Annotated in this window: 25 protein-coding genes; 17 read left to right on the top strand and 8 right to left on the bottom strand. The window is 69.6% G+C overall.

Going from position 1 to position 25,615, the window contains the following annotated elements; genetic code table 11:
* The first annotated feature begins 54 nt into the window (after positions 1-54).
* A complete protein-coding gene (locus UA75_RS03935) occupies positions 55-840 on the top strand; it encodes a Bax inhibitor-1/YccA family membrane protein (protein WP_075743368.1) in 786 nt (261 codons plus the stop codon).
* A gap of 165 nt (positions 841-1,005) precedes the next feature.
* Here the strand turns inward: UA75_RS03935 and UA75_RS03940 are convergent, their stop codons facing one another.
* Both UA75_RS03940 and UA75_RS03945 read right to left on the bottom strand, forming a co-directional pair.
* Complete coding sequence (locus UA75_RS03940) at positions 1,006-2,226, bottom strand: acetyl-CoA C-acetyltransferase (RefSeq protein WP_075738973.1); 1,221 nt, start codon at positions 2,224-2,226, stop codon at positions 1,006-1,008.
* 177 nt (positions 2,227-2,403) lie between these two features.
* Positions 2,404-3,510: an SGNH/GDSL hydrolase family protein gene (locus UA75_RS03945; protein ID WP_083690616.1), complete on the bottom strand. Its 1,107-nt coding sequence runs from the start codon at positions 3,508-3,510 to the stop codon at positions 2,404-2,406.
* Between the two features lie 163 nt (positions 3,511-3,673).
* On the opposite strand from UA75_RS03945, the gene UA75_RS03950 reads away from it, so the two are divergent.
* The 3 genes from UA75_RS03950 to UA75_RS03960 all read left to right on the top strand — a co-directional run bounded on the left by UA75_RS03950 (position 3,674) and on the right by UA75_RS03960 (position 7,884).
* Positions 3,674-5,047 carry a cystathionine beta-synthase gene (locus UA75_RS03950; protein ID WP_075738975.1) on the top strand — a complete coding sequence of 458 codons (1,374 nt, stop codon included), beginning with the start codon at positions 3,674-3,676 and terminating at the stop codon, positions 5,045-5,047.
* Positions 5,048-5,200: 153 nt separating this feature from the next.
* Positions 5,201-6,421, top strand: coding sequence for a hypothetical protein (locus UA75_RS34320; RefSeq protein WP_075738977.1), 1,221 nt, complete (start codon positions 5,201-5,203; stop codon positions 6,419-6,421).
* A 305-nt stretch (positions 6,422-6,726) separates the two neighbouring features.
* On the top strand, positions 6,727-7,884 hold the full coding sequence (locus UA75_RS03960) for a cystathionine gamma-synthase (RefSeq protein WP_075738979.1): 1,158 nt from the start codon (positions 6,727-6,729) through the stop codon (positions 7,882-7,884).
* Between the two features lie 109 nt (positions 7,885-7,993).
* Here the strand turns inward: UA75_RS03960 and UA75_RS03965 are convergent, their stop codons facing one another.
* Positions 7,994-8,761: an IclR family transcriptional regulator gene (locus tag UA75_RS03965; RefSeq protein ID WP_075738981.1), complete on the bottom strand. Its 768-nt coding sequence runs from the start codon at positions 8,759-8,761 to the stop codon at positions 7,994-7,996.
* 776 nt (positions 8,762-9,537) lie between these two features.
* Here UA75_RS03965 and UA75_RS31535 point away from each other — a divergent pair.
* Positions 9,538-10,278, top strand: a complete 741-nt coding sequence (locus tag UA75_RS31535; RefSeq protein WP_083682900.1) for a M23 family metallopeptidase — start codon at positions 9,538-9,540, stop codon at positions 10,276-10,278.
* A gap of 282 nt (positions 10,279-10,560) precedes the next feature.
* Here the strand turns inward: UA75_RS31535 and UA75_RS03975 are convergent, their stop codons facing one another.
* On the bottom strand, positions 10,561-11,646 hold the full coding sequence (locus tag UA75_RS03975) for a zinc-dependent alcohol dehydrogenase (RefSeq protein WP_075738983.1): 1,086 nt from the start codon (positions 11,644-11,646) through the stop codon (positions 10,561-10,563).
* Positions 11,647-12,025: 379 nt separating this feature from the next.
* Between UA75_RS03975 and UA75_RS03980 the strand changes: the two genes are divergently transcribed.
* From UA75_RS03980 to UA75_RS04010, 7 genes are all read left to right on the top strand, one after another.
* Positions 12,026-13,075 (top strand): hypothetical protein, encoded by a 1,050-nt coding sequence (locus UA75_RS03980; RefSeq protein WP_198042913.1) that lies wholly within the window; start codon positions 12,026-12,028, stop codon positions 13,073-13,075.
* Positions 13,072-14,391, top strand: a complete 1,320-nt coding sequence (locus UA75_RS03985) for an extracellular solute-binding protein (protein ID WP_075738987.1) — start codon at positions 13,072-13,074, stop codon at positions 14,389-14,391. Before UA75_RS03980 ends, UA75_RS03985 begins: the two co-directional genes overlap by 4 nt.
* A 21-nt stretch (positions 14,392-14,412) precedes the next feature.
* Positions 14,413-15,354: a carbohydrate ABC transporter permease gene (locus UA75_RS03990; protein ID WP_075738989.1), complete on the top strand. Its 942-nt coding sequence runs from the start codon at positions 14,413-14,415 to the stop codon at positions 15,352-15,354.
* Positions 15,351-16,280, top strand: a complete 930-nt coding sequence (locus UA75_RS03995) for a carbohydrate ABC transporter permease (protein ID WP_083682902.1) — start codon at positions 15,351-15,353, stop codon at positions 16,278-16,280. Before UA75_RS03990 ends, UA75_RS03995 begins: the two co-directional genes overlap by 4 nt.
* Positions 16,281-16,325: 45 nt before the next feature.
* Positions 16,326-17,432, top strand: coding sequence for an arabinan endo-1,5-alpha-L-arabinosidase (locus UA75_RS04000; RefSeq protein WP_232237621.1), 1,107 nt, complete (start codon positions 16,326-16,328; stop codon positions 17,430-17,432).
* 98 nt (positions 17,433-17,530) lie between these two features.
* A complete protein-coding gene (locus tag UA75_RS04005; protein WP_075738991.1) occupies positions 17,531-19,060 on the top strand; it encodes an alpha-N-arabinofuranosidase in 1,530 nt (509 codons plus the stop codon).
* 91 nt (positions 19,061-19,151) lie between these two features.
* On the top strand, positions 19,152-20,306 hold the full coding sequence (locus UA75_RS04010) for a mandelate racemase/muconate lactonizing enzyme family protein (RefSeq protein ID WP_075738993.1): 1,155 nt from the start codon (positions 19,152-19,154) through the stop codon (positions 20,304-20,306).
* Between the two features lie 132 nt (positions 20,307-20,438).
* On the opposite strand, the gene UA75_RS04015 is transcribed toward UA75_RS04010, so the two are convergent.
* From UA75_RS04015 to UA75_RS04025, 3 genes are read right to left on the bottom strand one after another with little or no spacing between them, the layout of a single operon-like run.
* Positions 20,439-20,630, bottom strand: a complete 192-nt coding sequence (locus UA75_RS04015; protein WP_075738995.1) for a DUF397 domain-containing protein — start codon at positions 20,628-20,630, stop codon at positions 20,439-20,441.
* Positions 20,631-20,634: 4 nt separating this feature from the next.
* Positions 20,635-20,835, bottom strand: a complete 201-nt coding sequence (locus UA75_RS04020; protein ID WP_075738997.1) for a DUF397 domain-containing protein — start codon at positions 20,833-20,835, stop codon at positions 20,635-20,637.
* Between the two features lie 2 nt (positions 20,836-20,837).
* Positions 20,838-21,701 (bottom strand): helix-turn-helix domain-containing protein, encoded by an 864-nt coding sequence (locus UA75_RS04025; protein WP_075738999.1) that lies wholly within the window; start codon positions 21,699-21,701, stop codon positions 20,838-20,840.
* A gap of 152 nt (positions 21,702-21,853) precedes the next feature.
* Here UA75_RS04025 and UA75_RS04030 point away from each other — a divergent pair, with 152 nt between their 5' ends.
* From UA75_RS04030 to UA75_RS04050, 5 genes are all read left to right on the top strand, one after another.
* Positions 21,854-22,060 (top strand): hypothetical protein, encoded by a 207-nt coding sequence (locus UA75_RS04030; protein ID WP_075739001.1) that lies wholly within the window; start codon positions 21,854-21,856, stop codon positions 22,058-22,060.
* Positions 22,057-22,443: a hypothetical protein gene (locus tag UA75_RS04035; RefSeq protein WP_075739003.1), complete on the top strand. Its 387-nt coding sequence runs from the start codon at positions 22,057-22,059 to the stop codon at positions 22,441-22,443. Before UA75_RS04030 ends, UA75_RS04035 begins: the two co-directional genes overlap by 4 nt.
* Positions 22,443-22,667, top strand: a complete 225-nt coding sequence (locus UA75_RS04040) for a hypothetical protein (RefSeq protein WP_075739005.1) — start codon at positions 22,443-22,445, stop codon at positions 22,665-22,667. The genes UA75_RS04035 and UA75_RS04040 overlap by 1 nt, the downstream gene beginning before the upstream one ends.
* Positions 22,668-22,767: 100 nt before the next feature.
* On the top strand, positions 22,768-23,250 hold the full coding sequence (locus UA75_RS04045) for a hypothetical protein (protein WP_075739007.1): 483 nt from the start codon (positions 22,768-22,770) through the stop codon (positions 23,248-23,250).
* 153 nt (positions 23,251-23,403) lie between these two features.
* A complete protein-coding gene (locus tag UA75_RS04050; RefSeq protein ID WP_157442147.1) occupies positions 23,404-23,658 on the top strand; it encodes a hypothetical protein in 255 nt (84 codons plus the stop codon).
* A 354-nt stretch (positions 23,659-24,012) separates the two neighbouring features.
* Here UA75_RS04050 and UA75_RS04055 read toward each other — a convergent pair whose 3' ends face one another.
* The gene (locus tag UA75_RS04055; protein WP_075739011.1) at positions 24,013-25,398 is read right to left on the bottom strand and encodes a serine/threonine-protein kinase; all 1,386 of its coding nucleotides are present in this window, start codon (positions 25,396-25,398) and stop codon (positions 24,013-24,015) included.
* Between the last annotated feature and the right edge of the window lie 217 nt (positions 25,399-25,615).

The raw sequence follows: 25,615 nt of genomic DNA on the forward strand, positions 1-25,615 counted from the left end.
GGCAGGTTCGGCCGTTGAACCCGGTAAAGCGTGAGCACGTTCCAGGAGGACCAGGTGCGCACAACCAGCAATCCCGCGTTCCGCAACCTGCCCAAGGGCGGCGGCTACGCGAACTTCGACAACTACCCGGGTGCCCAGACACAGGGCTACGGGGGGCAGCAGGGCCCGCCCGCCGCCGCCGACCGGCCGATGACCATCGACGACGTGGTCACCAAGACCGGTATGACGCTGGGCGTCCTGGTGGTCACCGCCGTGCTGACCGCGCTGACCCAGGCCTACTGGCTGGCCATCCCCGGTCTGATCGCGGGTCTGGTGCTGGGTCTGGTCAACGCCTTCAAGCGCAAGCCGAGCCCCGTGCTGATCCTGCTGTACGCGGTGGCCGAGGGCATGCTGCTCGGCGCGATCAGCGGCATGGTCGCCAGCTTCAGCGATTCCGGCGGCGCGATCGTCGGCCAGGCAGTGGTCGGCACGCTGGGCGTGTTCTTCGGCATGCTGGTGATCTACAAGACCGGTGCGATTCGCGTCACGCCGAAGCTCACCCGCTGGGTGCTCGGCGCGTTGATCGGCGTCGGCGTGCTCATGCTGGCCAACCTCGTCGCGGGCTTCTTCGTCCCCGGCGGCATGGGCCTGCGCGACGGCGGAACGCTGGCCATCATCTTCAGCCTGGTCTGCATCGGCATCGCGGCCTTCGTGTTCCTGCTCGACTTCAAGATGGCCGACGACATGATCCAGCAGGGCACCCCCTCGGTGTACGCCTGGCAGGTCGCCTTCGGTCTGACCATGACGCTGATCTGGCTGTACATCGAGATCCTGCGTCTGCTCTCGTACTTCAACGAGTAAGTCGCTCGACGACTGCCGTGAGCCTGCGAAGGGCCGCCCCCGGTGTGGGGGCGGCCCTTCTGCCGTTCCGGGCTGTTCGATGCCGGGGCCGTCAGCGCCGGTCGGTCGTCGGCGATGCTGCTCGCGGCGAACCCGCGCCTGCTTCCTGCCCGCGCTCTGGCGAGTTCAGGACAGGCGTTCGATCACCATCGCCATGCCCTGGCCGCCGCCGACGCACATCGTCTCCAACCCGATCTGCTTGTCGTGGAAGCGCAGCGAGTTCAGCAGCGTGGTGGTGATCCGCGCCCCGGTGCTGCCGAAGGGGTGACCGATCGCGATGGCGCCGCCGTTGACGTTCAGCTTCTCCAGCGGGATGCCCAGCTCCCGATAGGAGGGGATGACCTGTGCCGCGAAGGCCTCGTTGATCTCCACGAGGTCGACGTCGTCGATAGTCATCCCCGCCCGCGCCAGCGCCTGCCGGGACGCCTCCACCGGGCCGAGTCCCATGATCTCCGGCGAGAGCGCCGAGACTCCGGTGGACACGATGCGGGCCAGCGGGGTGATGCCGAGCTGCCTGGCCTTCTCGTCACTGGTGATGACCAGCGCCGAGGCGCCGTCGTTGAGCGGGCAGCAGTTCCCTGCGGTGACGCGGCCGTTCGGCCGGAACACCGGCTTCAGCTCCGAGACCTTCTCGTAGGTGACACCTGCCCTGGGGCCGTCGTCGGCGGCCACCACCGCGCCGCCGGGCACGGTGACCGGGGTGATGTCGGTCTTCCAGAAGCCGTTGGTTCCGGCCTGTTCGGCCAGGTTCTGCGAGCGGACGCCGAACTCGTCCATCTCCTGCCTGCTGATGCCCTTGACCAGGGCCAGGTTCTCGGCGGTCTGACCCATCGCCATGTAGACGTCGGGCAGCTGATCGGTCTCCCTCGGGTCGTTCCACTGCTCGGCGCCCTGCTCCGCAGCGGTCTCGCCCCTGGCTATCGCGTCGGTGAACAGCGGATTGATCGTGTCGGGCCAGCTGTCGGAGTTCCCCTTGGGGTAGCGGGAGACCGTCTCGACCCCCGCGCTGATGAAGGCGTCGCCCTCGCCCGCGCGGATGGCGTGCAGGGCCATCCGGGTGGTCTGGAGGCTGGATGCGCAGTATCGGGTCACGGTGGTGCCGGGCAGGGTGTCCTGACCGAGCAGCACCGCGACCACGCGGGCCATGTTGAAGCCCTGCTCGCCACCGGGCAGGCCGCAGCCGAGCATCAAATCGTCGATCTCGGCCGGGTCGAGCTCGGGAACCTGGGCCAGGGCGGCGCGGATGATCTGAGTGGTGAGATCGTCCGGCCGCAGGTCGATCAGCGAGCCCTTGCGGGCGCGGCCGATCGGGGAGCGGGCGGCGGCGACGATCACGGCCTCGGGCATGACGGAACTCCTTTGTCCCCGAAAGACGGTCCTTGTTACCGAAGAGTAGGACCTCCGGCGATCTCATGCCGTGACCGGCGTCACCAATCTCGCCCGATCAGCCGAACGCCGAAGCCGGATCACCGCCTGCACACCTGAATGCGCGGCCCGGTTGCGCCGTCCGCCCGCCCTGCTCCCTCAGCTGGAACGCCCGAGACGACGGTTCAGCCGATGCACGATCCGGCTCGTGGGTCGGCGGGCCTCGGCCGCGGCCGACCGGATCGGCGAGCGCGGCAGCGGGCCGCCGTCCCACACGCCTGCGGCACTGCACAGCGCGGGGAGCAGGATCGCGGCCGCAGTCTCGTACCCGGCGGCCGACGGGTGGAAGTTGTCCGCGCTGAACAGTTCGGCCGGGCGGGTCAGGAACTCCGGCGACAGCAGATCCGCCAGGGGCACGGCGATCCCGCCCGTCCGTTCGACCTCGACGCGCTGGCCCTTGGACAACGCCAGGCTCCAACTGCGGACGATGGAACGCAGCGGCTGCGCGATCGGCCGGATGGCCCCCAGATCGGGACAGGTGCCGACCACGACGCCGACGCCCGCCTCATGCAACCGCTCGACGCCGACGCCGAGCAGCGCGATCGACGTCCGCAACGGCAGCCTGGTCGTGACGTCGTTCGCGCCGATGATGATCAGCGCGACGTCGGGCGGATCGATCAGGGCGTCGTCCACCTGCTTGGCGAGATTCAGACTCGTCGAGCCGCTGACGGCGTGCGTGCGCAGCAGCACCGGACGCTCCGACTCCTCGGCCAGTCCGGTCGCCATCAGCACGCCGGGCAGTTCGGCGGCGACGGACACGCCGAGGCCCGCCGCCGAGGAGTCGCCGAGCACCGCGAAGGTGAGGACGTCCGCGCCGGACGAGCCTGTTCGGGCGGCAGCGGGCTCCGCCCCGACGCGCGCGGCGTGCTTCTGCCTGCCCGCCGTGGCCGCCGCCGACAGCCCGTCCGCCGCCGTCTCGCCGGCCGGACCGTCCTGCGGGTCCGCAGTCGCGTGTCGCGGACCGGGCGAGCCGCTCTCGCCCGCCGGGCCCTCGCCCGCGCCCCGCTGCCTGCCGCCCTCGTCATACGGTCCCGAGCCGTCGGGCAGGTAGATCCCGTCCGCTCGGAACGGATCGGTGGTCGGAATCCCGATCACCCGTCGTGCCAGTCGGGACTGTCCCGACAACAGTCCGTACGCGGCGCCGGTCAGTCCGCCCAACGCCCCGGCCGCGAGCGCGGCGCTTCGCACCACTCTCGGTATCAACATCAACCAGCCCCCTGTTCCGCCTCTCGTTGCATCATCCTCGTTTCTCGTGCACCTGATCTGTCGTATCGATGAACAAGCCGGTCGGCGCGGCGGGCGTCGTGGGCGTTACTCCGGTTGCTCTAGGCTCGGCCCGATCTCGACGACGACGGGGAGGCTGCCTGCGATGGAGTACGCCGAGCACGTGACGGACCTGGTGGGGAACACGCCGCTGGTCCGATTGGGGGCTCTGTCCGACGGCATGGCGCCGCTGGTCCTCGCCAAGGTCGAGTACTTCAATCCGGGCGGGAGCGTGAAGGACCGCATCGCCCTGCGGATGGTCGAGGCGGCCGAACGGTCCGGTGAACTGGCTCCCGGCGGCACCATCGTCGAGCCGACCTCGGGCAACACCGGCGTGGGGCTGGCGATGTTCGCCCAGCAGCGCGGCTACCGGTGCGTGTTCGTCTGCCCGGACAAGGTCAGCGAGGACAAGCGCAACGTGCTCAAGGCCTACGGCGCCGAGGTCGTGGTCTGCCCCACCGCCGTCCCGCCGGAGCACCCCGACTCGTACTACAACGTCTCCGACCGACTGGTCACCGAGATCCCCGGCGCCTGGAAGCCCAACCAGTACGCCAACGAGGAGAACCCGGCCTCGCACTACGCGACCACCGGCCCGGAGCTGTGGAAGCAGACCGACGGCAAGATCACGCACTTCGTGGCGGGCATCGGCACCGGCGGCACCATCTCGGGCACCGGCCGCTACCTCAAGGAGGTCTCCGGCGGTCGCGTCAAGATCATCGGCGCCGACCCGGTCGGCTCCGTCTACTCGGGCGGCACCGGCAGGCCGTACCTCGTCGAGGGTGTCGGCGAGGACTTCTGGCCCACCACCTACGACCGGGAGGTCTGCGACGAGATCATCGCGATCTCCGACGGCGACTCGTTCGACGTCACCCGCAGGCTGGCCCGTGAGGAGGCCCTGCTGGTGGGCGGCTCCTGCGGCATGGCCGCCGCCGCCGCATTGCAGGTCGCGCGCCGGGAGGGCCCGGATGCGGTGATCGTCGTGCTGCTGCCCGACGGTGGTCGCGGCTACCTGTCGAAGGTCTTCGACGACTCGTGGATGGCCTCCTACGGCTTCCTCTCGCCCGACCACGCCGGGGCGACGGTCGGCGACGTGCTGCGTCGCAAGGACGGCACGATGCCGGACCTCGTGCACGCCCACCCCAACGAGACGGTGGCCGAGGCGGTCGCCGTGCTGCGTGAGTTCGGCGTCTCGCAGATGCCGGTGGTCAACGCCGAACCACCGGTGATGGCGGCCGAGGTCTCCGGCGCGGTCAACGAACGGGAGCTGCTGGAGGCCCTGTTCACCGGGCACGCCCAGCTCGCCGACCGTGTCGAGCAGCACATGTCCAAGCCGCTGCCCACCATCGGCGCGGGGGAGCCCGTCGGCACGGCGATGTCCGCACTGTCCGATGCGGACGGTGCGCTCGTGCTGGTCGACGGCAAGCCCGCCGGAGTGGTGACGCGACAGGACGTTCTCGGCTTCATCGCAGGTCGCCCGTGACCGTTTCCGCCTGCTTCGGCGCAATCCGTGACTGTGGGCATACCTTCATCGGTTACCGTAAGGACGCTCGTCGGCGGCTGACGTCACACTGACGGCGCTGTCGAGGGCTCGTGAACCCGACTTCGTAAACACCCTTAGGGGGTTGAACACCCGATGAGCGCTCCGCAGCCGCCCCAAGGCGCGCAGCCGCAGCAGCCCGGGCAGGGGGGCGAGCCCAGCCAGGGCCAGCCGTCCAGCCCGGCAGAGACACCGGCGGGCAATCAGGTCGTCTCGACGAACCTGGACTCGGGCGACGAACCGGAGCGCACCACCGTCGTGCGCCCCGGCCAGCAGCAGGCGGCTCCGGCCACTCCCGCAGGCGGTACTCCCGCAGGCGGCAACCCGGACGCCACCCAGGTGGTCCGGCCTGGCCAGGAGGCCGCTGGGGCGTCCAACCCGGACGCCACGCAGGTGGTCCGCCCCGGCCAGCAGGGCGCCGGTGCCGCAGGCGCCAACCCGGATGCCACCCAGGTCGTGGCCGGGGGCGGTGCGCAGCCCGGCCAGTTCGGCCAGCCGCCGCAGGGTTACGGCCAGCCCCCCGGCCAACCTGGCCAGTACGGCCAGCCCGGTCAGTTCGGTCAGCCGGGTCAGCCGGGGCAGTTCGGCCAGCCGCCGCAGGGCTACGGCCAGCCGCAGGGTTACGGCCAGCCGCCGCAGGGCTATGGCCAGCCTGGTCAGCAGCAGGCCTACGGGCAGCCGGGCCAGTTCGGCCAGCCGCAGCCGGGCCAGCTCCAGCAGCAGGGCTACGGGCAGCCGCAGCAGTACGGCCAGCCGCCGCAGGGTTACGGCCAGCCTGGTCAGCAGCAGTGGGGTGCCAATCCCTACGGCCAGCAGGGCGGCTACCCGCAGTCGTATCCGGGCGGCACCGGGACGAAGTTCCTGCCGATCGCGATGTGGGGCAGCGTCGGCGTCGGCGCGCTCGGCCTGCTGCTGTCGCTGATCGGCCTGATCGGCCTCATGGGCGCGAGCAACGAGATCTCTCAACTCACGGGGGGCGATTTCAGCGTCCCCATCTGGCCGGTGATCATCGTGCTGGTGCTGTTCGCCGGCATCGGCGTCGGCGGCTGGTTCGCGGGCCAGGGCAAGGAATGGGGGCGTCTCCTCGTCACCATCGCCGGTGGTCTCAGCGTGGCGCTCAACATCTTCTCGCTGACGATCATGTTCAGCGGAGGCGGTCTGTTCCAGATTCTGCTTGTCGGCGCTGCGATCGCGCTGTGGTGGCTGCCGCAGACCGTCCAGGAGTTCAAGGTCAAGCAGCAGCTCAGCGCACAGCCGCAGCAGCAGCAGCAGCAGAGCGGCGGCTTCCCGCAGCAGGGCCCCGGACCGGGCTACTGAGCCTGCGGGCAACCGCAGTGACGAACGCGTCTCACGACGGCCTCCGGCCTCTCGGTCGGGGGCCGTCGCGCGTCTGTCGGGACCTGCACAGGCCCACCCGTCTTCTCCTGCGCACCGCAGACCTCACGGAGCACGGGTCGGGCGAACTCCGCCGGACATCGAGGACGGCGGGCCCGTCTCCCCGGCAGGCGAAGCGGTGCGGCCTCCGCGCCGGAAAGCCGATCCGGCCCGCCACCACGCCCGCGCGCCACCCTCCGTCGTCGGGCTGCTCCGTTCGGCGGACCTGACGGCGCTACCCTTGACAGATGAGTCAGCCCAGCGTTGCGCGCCACGGGTTCGCCACCAACGCCATCCACGCGGGTCAGGAGCCTGACCCGACCACCGGTTCGGTCATCGTGCCGATCCATGCGACCTCCACCTACGCCCAGGACGGCGTCGGAGGCCTGCGTGGCGGCTATGAGTACTCGCGAACAGGAAACCCGACCCGCACGGCGTTGGAGGAGTGTCTCGCGGCCCTGGAGGGCGGCAGGCATGCGCGGGCCTTCGCCTCGGGCATGGCCGCCACCGACACGGTGCTGCGGACGCTGTGCAAGCCGGGCGACCACCTGATCATCCCGGATGACGCCTACGGCGGCACCTTCCGGCTGATCGACAAGGTCTTCAGCAAGTGGGGCATCACCCACACCCCGGTCGCGGTCTCCGACCTGGACGCGATGCGGGCCGCGATCCGCCCGGAGACCAAGGCCATCTGGGTCGAGACGCCCACCAATCCGCTGCTCAACATCGCCGACATCGCCGGGCTCGCCCAGCTCGCGCGGGAGCACGGCACGCGCTTCGTGGTCGACAACACCTTCGCCACGCCGTACCTCCAGGCCCCGCTCGACCTCGGTGCCGACATCGTCGTGCACTCCACCACCAAGTACATGGGCGGCCACTCCGACGTGATCGGCGGCGCCGTCGTCACCTCGGACGAGGAGCTGGACGCCGAGTTCGGGTTCCTGCAGAACGGCGCGGGCGCGGTGCCCGGTCCCTTCGACGCCTGGCTGACGCTGCGCGGGCTCAAGACCCTGGCCGTGCGGATGGACCGGCACTGCGACAACGCGGAGCGGATCGTCAGCCTGCTCCTCAGCCATCCGGCGGTGACCTGGGTCGGCTACCCGGGGCTGGCCGAGCACCCCGGCCACGAGGTTGCGGTGAAGCAGATGCGGCGTCCTGGCGGCATGGTGTCCTTCCGGCTGGCAGGCGGCGTCGAGGCGGCGCTGGCGGTCTGCTCGAAGACCCGGCTGTTCACCCTCGCCGAGTCGCTGGGCGGTGTGGAGTCGCTGATCGAGCACCCCGGCAAGATGACGCACGCCAGCACGGCGGGCTCCCAGCTCGAGGTGCCTGCGGATCTGGTCCGGCTGTCCGTCGGCATCGAGGACGCCGACGACCTGATCGCCGACCTGACTGAGGCACTGGGCTGAGCTGAGATTCCGGGCCTGCCTGTGCTGGTCTTCTCCAGTGCAGGCAGGCCGAGCCCTCGGTGGTTAGGCGCGGTTCGGCGAGACGCGGGCCTCCGCTGACGTGCTCGGCTCAGCGGACCGTGCTGCCCAGCCTGCGGGAGAGTTCGGTGGCGCCGTCGCGGACCAGACGCTCCCACTCCGGCCAGGACTCCTCGCGGTGACGCACGGTGGGCACCGAGATGCTCAGCGCCGCCACCCAGACGCCCGCGTGGTCGGTGACCGGTGCGGCGACACAGCCGACGTCCGGGTTCGACTCGCACATCTCGTAGCCCACCCCGGTGCGGCGCACCTCGGAGAGCTGGGCGCGCAGCGCCGCCGCCGAGGTGATGCTGCGCGGGGTGAGCGGGTGCAGTTCATGTGCCCGGAGTAGTGCGTCGGCCTCTTCGGGGGGCAGCCCGGCCAGCAGCACCTTGCCGACGGCGGTGCAGTGCGCGGGCAGTCGCCTGCCCACTCCGGAGATCATCCGCACCGAGTGCGTGGAGTCGATCTTGCAGATGTAGACGACCTCCAGGCCGTCCAGCACCGCGACGTGCACCGTCTCGTCGCACTCGCGGGCGATCCGGCGGGCGACCGCGTCGCCCTCCGTGGCCAGGTCCAGGTCCTGCTGATAGCGGGCGCCCAGTTCCAGCAGCCGGAAGCCGAGCTTGTACTGCGTCTCGGCGCCGGGCTGGCGATCGAGATAGCCGCGTGCGACCAGCGTGGTGACGAGTTCGTGGACGGTGCTGCGCGGCAGCCCCAGCCTGCTCGCGACCTCCGGCGCGGACAGCGTGGACCGCTCGCCGAGGAACAGCTCCAGGATGTCCGCCGCGCGCATCACTGCGGGAACGTGTCGCGCCATATGCCTCTGTCCTGCCTTCCACCTCGCCGACCACTCCAGCCTACCGAGGCGTGTTCGAGTTCTCGGACGAGGACGGTCGAATCGGGAGAATCGCTGCGGTCTTCGCTGCTCTGTGACGTGCAGGTTGCGCTGCGATGCGCATTCGATGTCCGAGTTATCGAACCGGCGGCTGCCTGGTGGACGCGCGGGGCCGCGCGGCGCATCTCCTGAGATGCGCGGGGCGCTCTGCGTTCCCGCCTCGGTCGTGCTGGCCGGGTCGGCTGGGTCGCCGCTCGCCGCTCGCTGCTCGCCGTCCGGCGGCCTGCGCTCGCGCGGAGACGGCCAGGGGCCGGTCCTTGCGTGCCCCCCGGGGTGGCGGCCTCTCCTCGGCGGCGCCTCGCGACGGTGCGTCACCGCTGCGCTGCGCAAGCCGCGCGTGGAGGGGCTGCGGCGGCGCCGTGGGGGTCCTGCGGGGCTTGTCGCGTGGCTAAGCGGTCGGCGATCGCTCGGAGGTCTCGTCGTTGTGGCCACGTGGGTGAGCTGGTGTTGTGACGGTCTGTGGAGTTTCGGGTGGGTCGTTATGGCGTGGCGGGGTGCTGGGTCACAGATGTTGGAAGCGGTGGGTGACCGGCGCTTACGGTCTGGCTTGTACGTCACGGTCCGGTCACGAGATAAGCATCAGGTAGAGGCCCTCCGGGTGTGGGAGTGAGTTCCCCCGGGATGTGTGGGCCGGTCGGTTTTCCCCCGCCGATCGCAGTGGCTGTGCCGTTTCCCCGAGACGCTTTGAAAGGTTGACGATGCCCCGTACCACTCTGAACGGGCAGTTCACCACCCCGGCGACCCTGGACGGCACGACTCCCGGCACTTCCCGTACCTCGCGTTCCGGCCGTTTCTTCCGTCGCGGCGCGGGCCGCGCGGTGGTCGCCTCGACTCTGGCGGGTGCGTTCCTGTTGGGTGGCCAGCCGATGCTGGCCGGTGCCGCCGAGGACGGCGGTCCCGACAACTTCGTGGAGGTCCAGAGCACGGAGTCGGTGCTGCCTGCCTTTTATGACAATCCCGCTCGTGGGCTGACGTCGCTGGTGAATGAGACCAAGGCGGAGGCTGATCGGGTGGCGGCGGAGGAGGCTGCGGCTGCGGAGGCGGCGGCGCGTCCTGATTTCGTGAAGCCTGCGGAGGGCACGTTCACCTCTGGTTTCGGTGGTCGGTGGGGCACCACGCATTACGGTGTCGACATCGCCAACTCGATTGGTACGCCGGTGGTGGCGGCCACCGAGGGCACCGTGATCAACGCGGGCCCGGCCACGGGCTTCGGCCAGTGGGTGCGGGTGCAGGCGCCGGACGGCACGATCACCGTCTACGGCCATGTGGAGTCGTTCACCGCTGCGGTGGGCCAGCAGGTGGCCGCGGGCGAGCAGATCGCCACGGTCGGCAACCGGGGCCAGTCCACCGGCCCGCACCTGCACTTCGAGGTCCAGGTCGGCGGTCAGAAGATCGACCCCCAGCCCTGGCTCGCCGAGCGCGGCATCACCCTCCAGTAAGACCACCGAACACCCACACCGAGACGCCCGCCAGGACACCCTGGGCGGGCGTCTTCGTGCGTCCAGACCAGGGCAACCCCCGCTGCCCTCCCCGAGGGAACGGGGGTTCTCGGCTGCATAGGGACAACCCTGCGTCAGGGGCGCGCGTCCGCCAAGCGGCTCGCAGGTGGTTGAGGGTGCCTGCGAGTCCCTTGGGGAGTGGGGGCAGGGTGTCAGCCGATGACGGATGCCCGGCGCCTCGTCGGGCTTTGACACCTCGCCGCCGTCGGCTCTGCCTGCACCTCACGCAGGCAGGAACAGCACCTTCTTCAGCGTCGGCGGTCGGTCGGCGAGCAGGGCCATGCCGCGTGCGTAGTCGGTGAGCGGGATGCGGTGCGACACCAGGCTCGGCAGGTCGAGAACGCCCGCCCGGAGCTGGTCGATCGCGTGCGACCAGGCGGCGGGCCCGGCGCCGAAGACGCCCCGCACGGTGAGCTGCTTGAGCGCGAAGACGTCGGGGTCCATCTCGATCGAGCCGCTGCCCGCGATGCCCTCCAACAGCACGGTGCCGCCCCGGCGGGCCAGGTCGAACGCCAGCGGGACCATGACCGCCGCGCCGGTCGCCTCGAACACGAGGTCGGCGCGGCCCGCGACGGCCGAGAGCCCGCCCGCGTCGCCGGAGCGGACGCAGCGCGTGGCGCCGAAGGACGCGGCCAGGGCGAAGTGCTGATCGCCGCGTCCCACCACGGTCAACGACTCGGGCTGGTAGGCGGCGAGCATCTGCACGGCCAGCAGGCTCAGCGTTCCGGTGCCGAGCACGGTGAACCGGCCGCCGGGCCTGGGCTGGGCGGCCAGCAGGCCCGCAGCGACGCAGGCGGCGGGTTCCAACAGCGCACAGTCGGCGAGTTCGGTGCCTCGGGGCAGCGTGGCGGGCAGCAGGTGCACCAGTCTGCTCGGCACCACCAGGAGGCTGCTGAAGGCACCGGGGTGGGTGAAGCCGGTCTCGGCGTAGTCGGCGGTGCACAGGGTCGGCTCGCCCGCGCGGCAGCGCGCGCACACCAGACAGGAACGGAATCCCTCGGCGACGACCGGCGCGCCGATGGGCAGGTTCTCCACCCCCGGCCCGACGTCGGCGATCCGGCCCGCCCATTCATGGCCGGGAATCACCGGATACCGGACGTAGGGCGCGGGGCGGCGGCCCTCGAACAGTTCGACGTCGCTGCCGCAGACTCCGGCCGCCGCGACCTCGATCAGCACCTCGCCCGCTGCGGGAGCGGGCACCTCGTGCTCGATCAGCCCGTGCCGCTCGGGCGCCTCGACGCGCACGGCCGCGCAACGGCGGGGCGTGGCGTGGTCGGCGGCGTGCGGAGTGACGTCTGCGTCGCTCATCGGGCACTCGCTCCCTTCCTCGGCTGAACAGCCGGTCTGCCGTTCTCGGCCTGCGCTGCGCGGTGGCGAGCGGACGGACCTCGCGTCGTTGTGCCGGGAGGTTGGGTCGCCCGCGCGGCACCGCAGGCACGCGTTCGAAGGAGATCACAGGAAACCGCAGAAGAGAAGTCCGAAATATCGAACATGTGTCGAATAGTCGACGTCGGGGGCGCCGCCTGCGGGCAGATCGGCCCGATCCGGTCGAACCCCGAACTCCGATTCCGTCTCATCGGGGTGCGACTGACCAGGCAAGCAGGGGGCTTGACGTCGCCGCCGTCTCGGCCGTAGCTTCGTGTTCGGCTGGACAGATATGGTCCGAAATATCGAATGGATGCCTGTGGTGACTCCAGACGAACCACGTTCGACCCCCCAGACGTCGCCCGCGTCGGCGCCGTTGGCCCGACTCGGCTACCCCGCTGCCGACAACGGACTGCCCTCCTCGCCGTTGAGCTTTCCCGACGGCGGTGCCTTCCGCGTGGAGATTCCCTCCGTCGAAGGACCGGCAGCCCTGACCGCCGTGCTCGACGAGGCCGCCGCGCGTTCCGTGCCGATCCACCGGGTCAGCCAGGGCAGCGGCGTGATGATGCAGACCGATGCCGAGATCACCGAGATGGTGCAGGCCTGCGACGCGGCGAACATCGAGCTGTGCCTGTTCCTCGGCCCGAGGGCGAGCTGGGACGCAGGCGGCGGACGCTTCACCCCGGCCGGAAACCTCGGACCGAGGGCACGCGGCGCCGAACAGCTCGCGCAATGCCTGGAGGACGCGCTGCGCGCCGTCGAACTCGGGGTGCGCTGCCTGCTCGTCGGCGACGAGGGCGTGCTGTGGGCGCTGCACCGGCTGCGCACCGCAGGCGAGCTGCCCGCCGAGCTGACCCTCAAGGTCTCCGCGTTGATCGGGCCCGCGAACCCGGCGTCCTTCGCGCTGTTCGAGAACCTCGGCGCCGACTCCGTCAACGTGCCGGGTGATCTCAGCCTCGCCCAGCTCACGGACCTGCGGGCGGCGGGCCGCAGCGCGATCGACTTCTACCTGGAGTCGCCCGACAACCTCGGCGGCTTCGTCCGGCACTACGACGGACCCGAGCTGGTCCGGCTCCTCGCGCCGGTCTACCTCAAGTTCGGCCTGCGCAACGCGCCCGACATCTACCCGTCGGGCGGGCACCTGCGCGCCGCCGTCGAGCAGTCCGGCCGGGAACGGGTTCGCCGCGCCGAACTGGGCCTCGCCTTGTTGGAACGGCGCGGCCTCCTCGATCAGATGTCCCCGTTGGGCAGCAGGCTCGTCGGCCCGCTGAGCCGCTTCGCCCCGGCCCCCGCGATCTCGGACGCTGCCCCGACCACCGCCACCTCGGCCGCCGCGACGGCGGGCGAGCCGAGCCCGGCGGCCCAGAGATGACCGGGCCCGCCGTGAGCAGGCGCGGCCTGCTCACGGGCGCTCTCGGGATCGGCGCCCTCGGAGCGCTGTCGGGCTGTAGTGCCCGCACCTTCTTCGGCGGCGCCGAGGCCACCCTGCGCTACTGGAACCTCTACGCGGGCGGCGACGGCGCGATCATGCAGGAGATGCTGGACGGCTACCGCGAGGCCTACCCGGACGTTCCGTTGGAGGACGTGACGCTGGAGTGGGGCGAGCCGTACTACACGAAGCTCGCGATGGCGGGCGCGGGACAGCGCGCACCCGACGTCAGCGCCCTGCATCTGGCCCGGCTCGGCGGCTACGCGCCCGCAGGCCTGCTCGACCCCTTCGACGAGGAGTTGCTGGCGGAGGTCGGCATCCGCGAGGAGGACTTCCCGCCCGAGCTGTGGCGTCGCTCCCAGCACGACGGCCGCATCTTCGCGATCCCCTTCGACACCCACCCGTTCGTCCTCTACTACAACCTCGACGTCTGTCGGGAGATCGGCCTGCTCGACGCGAACGACGAGCTGCGCTCCCCAGCGGGCCCGGAGGCCGTCGTCGAGGCGTTCACCGCCGCGCGGGAGGTCACCGGCAGCCACGGTCTCGCCGTCGAGACCCTCGGCCCGAACTGCATCACCCCGTGGCGACTCTGGTACACGCTGTACCGCCAGCTCGACGGCGAACTCCTCACCCCCGACAACCTGTCCTCGGCGATCGACGACGACAAGGCGTTGCAGGCGTTGGACTTCATGCGCCAGATCACCGAGAGCGGCGGCGCCGCGCGCGAGATGGACATCAACGGCTCGGTGGCCATCTTCGGCAACGGTCAGGCCGGCTTCCACATGAACGGCGAGTGGGAGCTGACGACCTTCCGGACCACCGGCGTGCCGTTCAGCATGGCCCGCTTCCCGAAGGTCTTCGACACCGACGTCGCCCAGGCCGACTCGCACGTCTTCGTGCTGCCCCACCAGAGCGACCGCTCCGATCGCGAGCACCAGCGCCAGACCTACGAGTTCATCGCCTACATGCTCCGCGAGAGTGCGGCCTGGGGCGCGAGCGGGCACATCCCCGCCTATCAGCCCGTCGCCACCAGCCAGGAGTTCCTGTCGATGCGCCCGCAGGCGCTCTACAGCTCGGTCGCCCAGGACGTCCAGCTCGACCCGCCGGTCTGGTTCGGCGGCTCGGCATCACTGCTGTGGATCCAGTTCGGCTCCGCGTTCTCCGCCGTCCTCACCGGCCGCTCCACCCCCCGTGAGGGGCTCGACGAGGCGAAAAGCGCACTGCAAGGACTGCTCGACACCCCTGACCCGACTCGCTGACCACATATCGGAGGTACGGCCATGGCAGTGCGCAGCGTCGCGCGCCCGAGCCGTCGTGACTCGTCCGGGTCCCCAGCACACGGGACGCCTCGACGCCGTCGGGACTGGACGGGACTGCTGTTCGTGCTCCCCTTCCTCGCGTTCTTCGTCGCCTTCCTGGTCTGGCCGCTGCTCGCGGGCCTCGGGACGGCGACCACGAGCGCGGGCCTGTCCAACCCTGGCGAGTTCGTCGGACTCGACAACTTCGTCGACGCGCTGCGTGATCCGGACGTGTGGACCTCGCTGGGCAACACGCTCTGGTTCACCCTGCTCAGTACGCCGCTGCTGGTGCTGGTCGGCCTCGTCCTCGCCCTGCTCGTCCATCAGCTGACGCCGGGCCGCTGGTTCTGGCGACTGTCGTTCTTCGCGCCGTTCCTGCTGCCCTCCAGCGTCGTCGCGCTGATCTTCGTGTGGATCTTCCAGCCCGATTTCGGCATGGCCGACGGGATGCTGGCCGCGATCGGACTGAATCCGAACATCGGCTGGCTCAGCGATCCGTCCATGGCGATGTTCTCCATCGTCCTCACCACGACGTGGTGGACGGTCGGCTTCAACTTCCTGCTCTATCTGGCGGCGCTCCAGTCGATCCCGCAGGAGTTCTATGAGGCCGCCGCCATCGACGGCGCCGACGGGTGGCGCCGGTTATGGAGCATCACGTTGCCGCTGCTGGGGCGGACCACCGGCCTGGTGGTGGTGCTGCAACTGCTGGCCTCGTTGAAGGTGTTCGACCAGATCTACCTGATGACCAGCGGCGGGCCGGGCGACGCGACGATCCCCGTCATCCAGTACGTCTACGAGATCGGCTTCACCAACTTCCGCATCGGCTACGCCTCGGCGATCTCATACCTCTTCTTCGCGCTGGTGCTGGTGATCGCACTCGTGCAGCTCCGACTGTTCGGCAACCGCAAGGAGTCCGGCCGATGACCGTCGACGCCCCCGCAGTGGACCGTCCCGCCGGAGACTCGGGCTCCGAGCAGCCGCCGCCCGGCGGCCGTGAGTCGGGCTCGACGACACCTCGCCGCCGACGCCCGATCAGCCTCGGCACGATCGCCCTGTTCCTGGTGACCGCAGCCCTTGCCGTGTTGTGGCTGATGCCGCTGGCCTGGGCACTGCTCACCTCGCTCAAACCGGAGGGCGAGACCACCGCGATCCCCTTGCGCTGGCTGCCCACCGAATGGACGCTGGCGGCCTACGAGTCCGTGATCGGCGGCAGCGACGTCGGTCTCTGGATGTTCAACAGCATCTTCACCGCGACGGTGACCACCGTCCTGGTGGTGCTGGTCTCCAGCATGGCGGCCTACGGCTTCGCCAGGACGACCTTCCCCGGCCGGAAGCTGCTGCTGGCGCTGACGGTGATGGGCATCATGGTCCCGCCGCAGGTGCTGATCGTCCCGCTGTTCGCCGAGATGGTCGCCCTCGGTCTCGTCGACACCTACTGGGGCGTGATCCTGCCGCAGGTGGTGGCGCCCGCGATGGTGTTCATCCTGGTCAAGTTCTTCCAAGGCCTCCCGCACGAGCTGGAGGAGGCCGCGCACATGGACGGCGCGAGCCGGTGGCGCATCTACTGGCAGATCATCATGCCGCTGTCGCGCCCGGTGCTGGCCGCGGTGTCGATCTTCACGTTCATCACCACCTGGAACAACTTCCTGTGGCCGTTCATCGTCACCACGGACCCGAACGCCATGACCCTGCCCGTCGGCCTGATCGCCGTCGAGGGCGGTTACGGGCTTCGCTACGCCGAGATCATGGCCGCCTCCATGATCGCCGCACTGCCGTTGCTGATCATCTTCGTTCTCTTTCAACGCCAGGTCGTGCGCGGTGTCGCGCACACCGGTCTTTCCGGCCAATAGGCCAGAGCCGACCCGCTGGAGATGGATTCCCGAAGGAGTGAAGACATGTCAGCAACGGAGAGACCGCACCATCGCCGATCACGCCGCGCGTTCCGCCCCGCCACCGTGCTCGCCTGCCTGGCGATGCTCGTCGTCCCGGCACTGCCCGCCGCCGCCGTCGACCAGACCCGGCGAGCGGGCCACGTCTCGACCACCACCGGAGACGACGGCCTGCTCGGCAGCCTGCCCGTCGGGGACGTCGTCGATCCGGGCCCGCAGCAGAACTACCCGCTGCCCGGCCTGGTCACCGGCGACCTGCGTGCCCACGACCCCTCCATGGTCCGCACCCCGGAGGGCTACCGCCTCTTCGCCACCCACGACGGAGTCCAGCTGCGGACCTCGCCGGACCGCGTGAACTTCCAGCGCAATGCCGCCGCGCTGGCCTCCATCCCCCAGTGGGTGTACGACCGCAGCCCCGGCGGCGACGTCTGGGCGCCGGACATCTCGTACCACAACGGCACCTACTGGCTGTACTACTCGGCGTCCACCTTCGGCAGCAACAACTCGGCCATCGGCCTCGCCACCAGCACCAGCGGCCAGCCGGGCAGCTGGCAGGACCGGGGTGTCGTCTACTCGACGAACTCGGGGTCGAACCACAACGCCATCGATCCCTCGCTGCTGGTCACGGGCGGGAACTGGTGGCTGTCCTTCGGCTCGCACTGGACCGGCATCAAGCTGATCCGCATCGATCCGGCCACCGGCCTGCGGCACAGCACCGATCGCACGGTGCACAGCCTGGCCTCCCGGCCCTCGGCGGGCGGCGCGGTCGAGGCGCCCTACATCCTCGAACACGACGGCGACTACTTCCTGTTCGTCTCCTTCGATCGCTGCTGCGCGGGGACCAACAGCACCTATCGGATCATGGTCGGCCGCGCGGACAACCCCACCGGCCCCTACCGCGACCGCAACGGCACTGCGATGACCAGCGGCGGCGGCACCCAGATCCTCGCCAGCCATCAGAACATCATCGGCCCCGGCGGCCAGAGCGTGCTCCGGGACTCCGACGGCGACCTGCTCGTCTACCACTACTACGACGCGAACAACTCGGGCATCGAACGGCTGGGAGTCAACCTTCTCGGCTGGGATGACCAGGGTTGGCCGTACGTCTACTGATCTCGGCGCGGGTGCGGGCAACCTCGTGACCAGCAGGTCCCGCACCCGCTCCGCGTCCGCCCCACCGAGTCAGTCACCCTCGAAACGGAAAGGCAGCCATGCGCAACCCCACCGAGTCCGGTTCGGCGACTGCCACCGCCTCCTTCACCCTGCACCCCGACTTCGCCGTCGGCGAGGTGCATCCCCATCTGTTCGGCTCCTTCGTCGAGCACATGGGGCGCTGCGTGTACACCGGCATCTACGAGCCGGGGCACCCGTCGGCGGACGAGGACGGCCTGCGCACCGACGTTCTCGAGCTGATCAGGGAACTCGGCGTCACCCTGGTGCGGTATCCCGGCGGCAACTTCGTCTCCGGCTACCGCTGGGAGGACGGCGTCGGCCCGGCCGAGGGCAGGCCGCGCAGGCTGGAGCAGGCGTGGCGCTCGGTGGAGACCAACCAGTTCGGGTTGTCGGAGTTCATGAACTTCACCCGCAAGAGCGGCGTCGACCCGATGATGGCCGTCAACCTCGGCACCCGAGGCGTGGAGGCGGCCCGGCAGCTCGTCGAGTACAGCAACCACCCCGGCGGCACCGAGCTGTCCGACCTGCGGCGTGCGCACGGTGACGAGAAGCCGTTCGACATCCGGCTGTGGTGTCTCGGCAACGAGCTGGACGGCCCCTGGCAGATCGGCCACAAGACCGCCGAGGAGTACGGCAGGCTCGCCGCCGAGACCGCCAAGGCGATGCGGCTGGTCGACCCGGACCTGCGGCTGGTGGCCTGCGGCAGCTCACACTCCGGCATGCCGACCTTCGGCTCCTGGGAGGAGACCGTCCTCGGCCACACCTGGGAGTACGTCGACTACATCTCCTGCCACGCCTACTACCAGGAGTTCGACGGCGACGTCGACAGCTTCTTGGCCTCCGCCGTCAACATGGAGCACTTCATCGAGAGCGTGGTCGCCAGCAGCGATCACGTGGCGGCCAAGCTGCAGAGCTCGAAGAAGCTGATGATCTCCTTCGACGAGTGGAACGTCTGGTACCAGTCGCGCCAGACTGCCGAGAAGCCCGAGCCGTGGTCCGTCGCGCCGCGGCTGATCGAGGACAACTACACCGTCACCGACGCCGTCGTGGTGGGCAGCCTGCTGATCGCGCTGCTGCGGCACTGCGACCGGGTCACCGCCGCGTGCCTCGCCCAACTCGTCAACGTCATCGCCCCGATCATGACCGAGCCGGGCGGCCCGGCCTGGCGGCAGAGCAGCTTCTACCCCTTCGCCGACGCCGCGAAGCACGGCCGAGGCCGGGTGCTGCGCGTCGAGCCGGCCAGCCCCACCCACGAGACGGCGAAGTACGGCGAGGTCGACCTGCTGCACGCCACCGCCGTGCAGGGCGAGGACGGCACGACCACGGTCTTCGCCGTGAACCGGTCCACCACTGAGGACTTGGAACTGGCCGTCGACGTGCGCAACCTCGGCGACGTCCGCGTGCTGGAGCACCGGGTGCTCGCCGACGCGGACCGGCACGCGAGCAACACCCTGGCCGAGCCGGACCGGGTGCGCCCGACCACGCGCGAGGGCTCGACGACGGCCGACGGCCGGTTGAGCGCCGTGCTGCCGCCGTTGTCCTGGAACGTCATCCGGCTGGGCAGCTGATCCAGGCCGACAAGGGCATGTCACCAGAGTCGTCGACGCGCCGAGGCCCGGGTTCTCAGGTCTTGGTCGTGCGAGAAGGAGAAGGGTGTCAGTGAAGATCTCCAACGTCAGCACCGCCGTGCTCGGCACGCCGTGGCGGAACCTGACCTACGTCATCGTGGAGACCGACGAGGGTCTGCGCGGCGTCGGTGAGGTGCGGATGCTCAACCACACCGACGCGCTGATCGGCTACCTTGCCGAGGCCGTCGGGAATCACGTGCTGGGCAGCGATCCGTTCGACATCGAGTCGCTGGTGTCGCGGATGTACCACAACGACTTCGGCCGGGCGGGCGAGATCGTCATGTCCGGCATCGCCGTCATCGAGATGGCCTGCTGGGACATCATCGGCAAGGCGCTGGACCAGCCGGTGTACCGGCTGTTGGGCGGCGCGGTGCGCGACAAGATCAAGGCCTACGCCAACGGCTGGTACACCGTGGAGCGGACGCCGGAGGAGTTCCATGCCGCCGCCCGCAAGGTCGTCGACTTCGGTTACCAGGCACTGAAGTTCGACCCCTTCGGCCCCGGCCGGATGGAGTTGGACCACGCCGAGACGGTGCGCTCCATCGAGCTGGTCGAGGCCGTGCGGGACGCGGTCGGCCCCGAGGTCGAGTTGCTGGTGGAGATGCACGGCCGCTTCACCTCGGCCACGGCGTCCCGGATCGCCCGGCTGCTGCGCCCGTACGACCCGGCGTGGCTGGAGGAGCCGACCCCGCCGGACGACATCGAGGCGCTGGCGAAGTTCTCCGCGACCGCCGAGGCACCGGTGGCGACGGGGGAGCGGCTGCACACCAGACACGAGTTCCGGCAGCTCTTCGCCTTGCAGGCGGCCGACATCATCCAGGCCGACATCTCGCACTTCGGCGGCATCCTGGAGTTGAAGAAACTCGCCGCGACGGCCGAGACCCATCACATGATGGTGGCGCCGCACAACGTGGGCGGCGCGGTGCTCACGGCGGCCAACCTGCACCTGGCCGCCTGCACGACGAACTTCAAGATCCAGGAGCACTTCAACGACTTCGCCGACTCCTTCGTCAAGGACGTCGCACCGGGCAATCCCGAGGTCGTCGACGGCTACTTCGCCCTGCCCACCGGGCCGGGCCTGGGCATCGAGCTGGATCTGGACGCCGTGGCGGAGCACCCTCGGCAGAAGGTGAACTTCAACCTGTTCAAGGACGGGTGGCAGCGAAGGGACACGGTGACGTCGTAGTTCGCGGGCGGTCCTGCTCGGACTGTCGGTGAGCGGTCGTGGCGATGGAGTGCGTTCTGGCGCGCCCCGTCGCCACGGCCGCTGCTGTGCTGGGGTCGTCGGCTGCTCGGTCGGGGGCTGGCGATGCTGCGATCAGTTCGCGCACTTCACGGATGCCACGAAGGCGGCGAAGGCGTGCTGGTCGACGACGAGGGTGCCGCCGTCGGGGTTCTTGGTGTCTCTGATGCCGACCAGGCCCGGCGAGATGCCGACCTCGACGCAGTTTCCGTTTCCGGCGGTGCGCGTCGACGTCTTCCATCGGGCAGGTGCAGGTCCCTTGTTCATTGGATCACTCCTGTTTGCGAGTGGCAGCAATCTTCTGGATGAAGGCGGCAAATGTCCGCTGGTCGATGACGAGGGTGCCGCCGTCGCGGTTCTTCGTGTCGCGGATACCGACTAGGCCCGTACCGAGCCCGACCTCGACACAGTTCTCGCCGCCGGACCGTCTCGCGGTGCGCCAGGCAGACAGGGCGGGCTGTAAGTCAGCCATGACTACTCCATCTCCTTCACAACGTGCCGGATGAGGTCGGCGGACTCGGCCGGGCTCATCGCCATTTCGGTCAGCGTAGAGTGCGCTGCCAGGTGAGCCTCCACCTCGGCTGGATCATCGACGATGACGGCTGATGAGATGTGCTCGATCTGTACGAGCGGGTCATCCTTGTCGCTGAACTGCAACGCGATGAACGACCCGATCAAGCCGCGGTGCGCTCGAACCGTCGCCGCCGTGGGCAACACCTGCAAGCTGATGTTCGGTCGCTCTGCCGTGCGAATCAGATGCCGCAGTTGATCGACGAGGAGCGTGGCGCCGCCGATCGGCCGGTGAAGAACTGCTTCGTCGATGACGACGTCATAACTCACCGTGTCTCGGGACAACAGCGTCTGACGTGCCATACGGGTCGCAACCCGCGCCTCGATCTCTGCTGGGCGGCTTGCCCATGCGCCTGCAAGTTGCCGCGCGTACTCCGCCGTCTGCAGCAGTCCTGGCACGACGTCCAATGTCCATTCGACGATGCCGCTGGCCTGATCCTCCCAATCGATCCACGACTGCATGAGCGGTGACAGCCCTGGTCTGTCCCCTTCCCACCAGTGACTCTCGCTCGCCCGGCGAGCGAGGTCCATCACGTACGACGCGGCGCTACCACCGACTCCCATTGCGGCGAGCAATACGGCTGTTTCTTCTGGAGTGGGTACGCGCTCGCCAGTCTCCATTCGTCCGATGGTCGACCGGGACAGATCAGGAGTGCGGGCGGCAACGTCGTCGATCGTCATCCCTGCGTCGGTGCGCGAGCGATGGAGACTTGCCGCCAGCCCTCGCGATCGGGCGGTTCGGTTGGTTCGGGATCGCGCTCGGCTCATGGCGATCAGCGTAGGAGAGCTCAGTCCCGCGCTGGATCACCCGATCGAGACGGTGGGATATCCCACAAGTCGTGGTTCTATCTTGTTATGATCGGGAATATGCACACCTCACGGTTTCTTGACTGCATCGCCGCAAGTCACAGTGACGCCTCATGACCGCCCTCACCGTCGTTGGCCTGACGCTCCTCACCAGCGGAATCCCGCTGGCCGCCTACGGCTACCTGACCCCTCGGCCCCGGCCGCGCCGTGCGCGCACGGTCTCCGTGTCCTCGATCCTCGCCCGGTGCGCCGTCGACCGGCCGCCGCCGGGCTACCGCACGGCATTCGCCGGAACCCTGGAGCTGGGGGTGCGGTCATGACGGCGACGCACGACCCACGCCCCGTCCCGGCGGAGTGGCTGGGCTTCCTGGGCAGGCATCCGGCCGCGCTGGTCGTCGGTGCCGTCGGGCGAGTGGTCTCGCTGGAGGGAAGCCGTGCCCACAGCGGTCGGGTCGGCGCGGAGATCACCAGAGCCGTTGCCGCTCAACTGATCGAGACTTGCACCGACGGCACCCGCTGCGAATGGGCGGCGTGGTGGCAGGGCGTGACCCGCGCCCTTCGCGCCGGGCCATCCGGCGCGGGCGTCGAGATCTCCGTGTTGGAGCACGGGACGATGCTCGGCCGCTGGCGGGTGACGTCGTCGCGGCTGCCTGCGTTGACAGCGAGTCTTCGCACCGCCATTACCGAGGCGGGGAAGCCGTGATGCGCCCGGAATGGTTCGTGCGGTCAGTGCGGCAGGGCGACACCCACCACGGGGTCGTCGAGCAGTGCGGCGGGACGGTCGTCGTCCGGCCCGCCTGCGGAGGAGAATCGTTCACCGCGCTGAACCGGTGGCCGATCCACGAGTTCTATTACGACGACCAGGAATGCCCGGACTGCCTCGGCTCGTCGCTCCGACCTCGCCTCGTGCTGGTGGCGGCATCATGACGCCATCCCGAGACAACCGCACGACGCGGATCACCGCGCTGCTGCCGAATCGGGCCGCACGAATCCGGCCCTATGTCCTGGCGATCACCGGAGGCCCGCGATGACCGAGGAACGAGAGATCGCTGACGAGCCTCGACTGATCGAGCAGGTCACCCTGCCTACGGTCGGGCTCGTGTGCCAACGCCATGCGATCTTCGTCAACACTGGCGAGACCCTTCCGGCCGAAGGTGAAGCGGCGCTTGCACTCTGCGGCGTGCGCGTCACCCTCGGGCCTGCTCCCGAGGAGATGCTCCCCGGCGTGCCCGCCGAGGTCGTCGACTGCGCTGATTGTCAGGGGATCATCTGGGACGAGCCCGACCCACGCCCTGCCCATGCCCGACCGCGCCTCTACATCCGCCGTGTCGGCACCGTGCCGGTCCACATCGTCGACGTCGAAGGCCTCACCGCCACCACGATGACCAGCCTGTGCCGCACCGTCTTCCACCTCGGCGAGGCGCTCGAGCAGCTCGCGCCCGGTGCAGGCGCGCCCTGCACGGGGTGTCTCCTCGCCTCGTTATCGAGACCGGCCCTGCTCGCTCCTTGACCCTGGACGCCATCTCGTCACGGGACCGAGCACGCTCACCTGTTCGGCGCTGTCGCCGTCGTCCGCCGTCCGGCAGCATGTCGGTTCAGCCATGGGGATGACGGTCATCGAACCGGGGGAGGCGGCCCGAGAATGGCGCGGAAACTGACGCTGGTGTCGAGGAATGACGGATCGGACGCCTTCTGGGTGGTCGATCAGGCCGGAAACAAGCTGGTGGGCGAGGCGATTCCCAGCGACGTCCATCGTGGACGATGGCGGGCGGCGGTAGCCGATCCTCGGCAGGGATACAGCTTCGTCTGCGTGACCGAGCGCGGCGAGACCTTGGTCGACTATTCGCAGGTGGGCACCGAGACCTTCAGCAGCCCCCAGGACGCCATGGCCGCCGTGGCGCGACACCGGATCGTCTGACCCAACGACTGCGCCGGACGGCCTGCCCGGCGGCCTCGACCCGAGGCCGCATCGGGCCCGCGAACTCGGGAGTGGCACCGGCGGACCAGGGTAGGCGGGGATCGCGGCGGTGATGCTCCGACACCGCGACGACACCGCAGTGCTCCGAATCGGCGGCGGCGCGCATCGGCGCCCGTCTGCCCAGGCCTTCGCAGTACTGAGCCCCACGCGCCCCTACACCGCCCGTCATGGACGCCGAACGAGCAGACCTGCCCTCATCGGCGATCCCCCCGTGATCGGCGACCCGGCGCGATGCTGCGTGCGAGTCGCCGATCACGAGATCCGCCGAGCCGCCACCAGCGCTCGAGCACGGCATCAGTGTGCGAGCGCCGAGCGCCGCGCGCTGGCGACGGCTGCCACCGCCGCAACGGAAGTCAACGGAGAGATGACGTATACGAGGAGCCCGCGTAGATCGCCTATCGGCACCAACGCACCGGTCAGCACCGCCTGCAGGCTGGGAGTCAGAGTATGCAGGGCGACCACGATCCCGACCGTCACGATGATTCCGCGCCCGGCCGCTTGACGCTGAGACAGCAGTAGCACCCCCACGACGAGTAGGGCCATCTCGACGACGGCGAGCACCAGGTTCGTCCACAACAGCGCGATCGGTGCTCCGCGTTCGTCGAGGGCCCCGGCGGCCTCGAACGTGAGGAACAGCAGGCCCGGAATACACAGCAAGGGCAGCACCAGCGCGGCTGTCGATGCGGCCCTGTCCTGCCTTCTCGCCGTCGAGCGGCCCGAGTCCCGGTGAGGGTGTCCGGTCTGAGCATCGAGCAGCCGTGTGCCACCGCCGCGCCGCTGCTGCGCGGTCGGTCCGGAGCCGAGATCGATCGTGGTCTGCATGCGACGTTCATCGATCATCGTCGAGATCGTCGGTGGGAGCCAGCGGGTCGTCGTCCGACCGAATTCAGCGAGCTCGTCGATGATGTCGGCCACACTGGGGCGGCGGCCGGGGTCCTTGGCCAGGCAGCGTCGCACCGTGCCCGCCAGACGGCTCGGCAGGCCGACGAGGTCGGGTTCGTCGTGGACGATGCGGTACACGATCGCCTCGGCAGGGCCGGTGCCGAACGGACTGCGACCGGTGGCGGCGAACGCCAGGATGAGACCGAGCGAGAACACGTCGCTGGACGGACCGATCTCCTGACCGCGCGCCTGTTCGGGAGACATGAACGACGGGGTGCCGACGACGACGCGGGAGAGGGTGTGGGAGGTGCTGTCGAGCGCACGCGCGATGCCGAAGTCGATGACGCGGGGACCATCGTCGGCGAGGATCACGTTCGACGGCTTGAGGTCTCGGTGAACCAGGCCACAGGCGTGAATCGCGGCGAGCCCCTCGGCCAGTCCGGCTCCCAGCAGGGCGACCGCCTCAGTGGGAAGCGGTCCGTGCTTCTCGACAGCCTGCTGTAAGGACGGGCCGGGGATGTAGGCCGTGACCAGCCACGGTGGGACGTCCTCGGGGCCGGCGTCGACGACCTGGGCGGTGTAGAAGCCGCCGACCCGCCGGGCGGCGTCGACTTCCACCGCGAAGCGGCGCCGGAATTCGACGTCCTCCGCGAGTTCGGCACGCACCAGTTTGACCGCCACCTGACGGCCGCTGCGGGAGCTGCCCAGGAAGACCTGCCCCATTCCGCCGCCGCCCAGTCGCCCGCGAAGGCGATAGGCGCCCACCTGGCGTGGATCACCGTCGCGCAGGGGATCCATCCGGGGTCCTCCTCAGTCGTATGCGTGCTCTCTTCGGATCGGGCCGATTCTTCCAGGGATCAGGGATCAGGGGTCAGGGTCAGGGATCCCAAGGGCATGCTCTCGACAACGGGTACCGAGGGACGACGCATCGGACACCCACCGGGCGGTGGGTCGCGCTCGAAGCGGGCGGGCGAGGCGTTTCCCGCCGACGTCCATCGTGGCTGCGGCAGATCCT

This window comes from Actinoalloteichus sp. GBA129-24, from assembly GCF_001941645.1.
Taxonomy (GTDB): Bacteria; Actinomycetota; Actinomycetes; order Mycobacteriales; family Pseudonocardiaceae; genus Actinoalloteichus_A; species Actinoalloteichus_A fjordicus.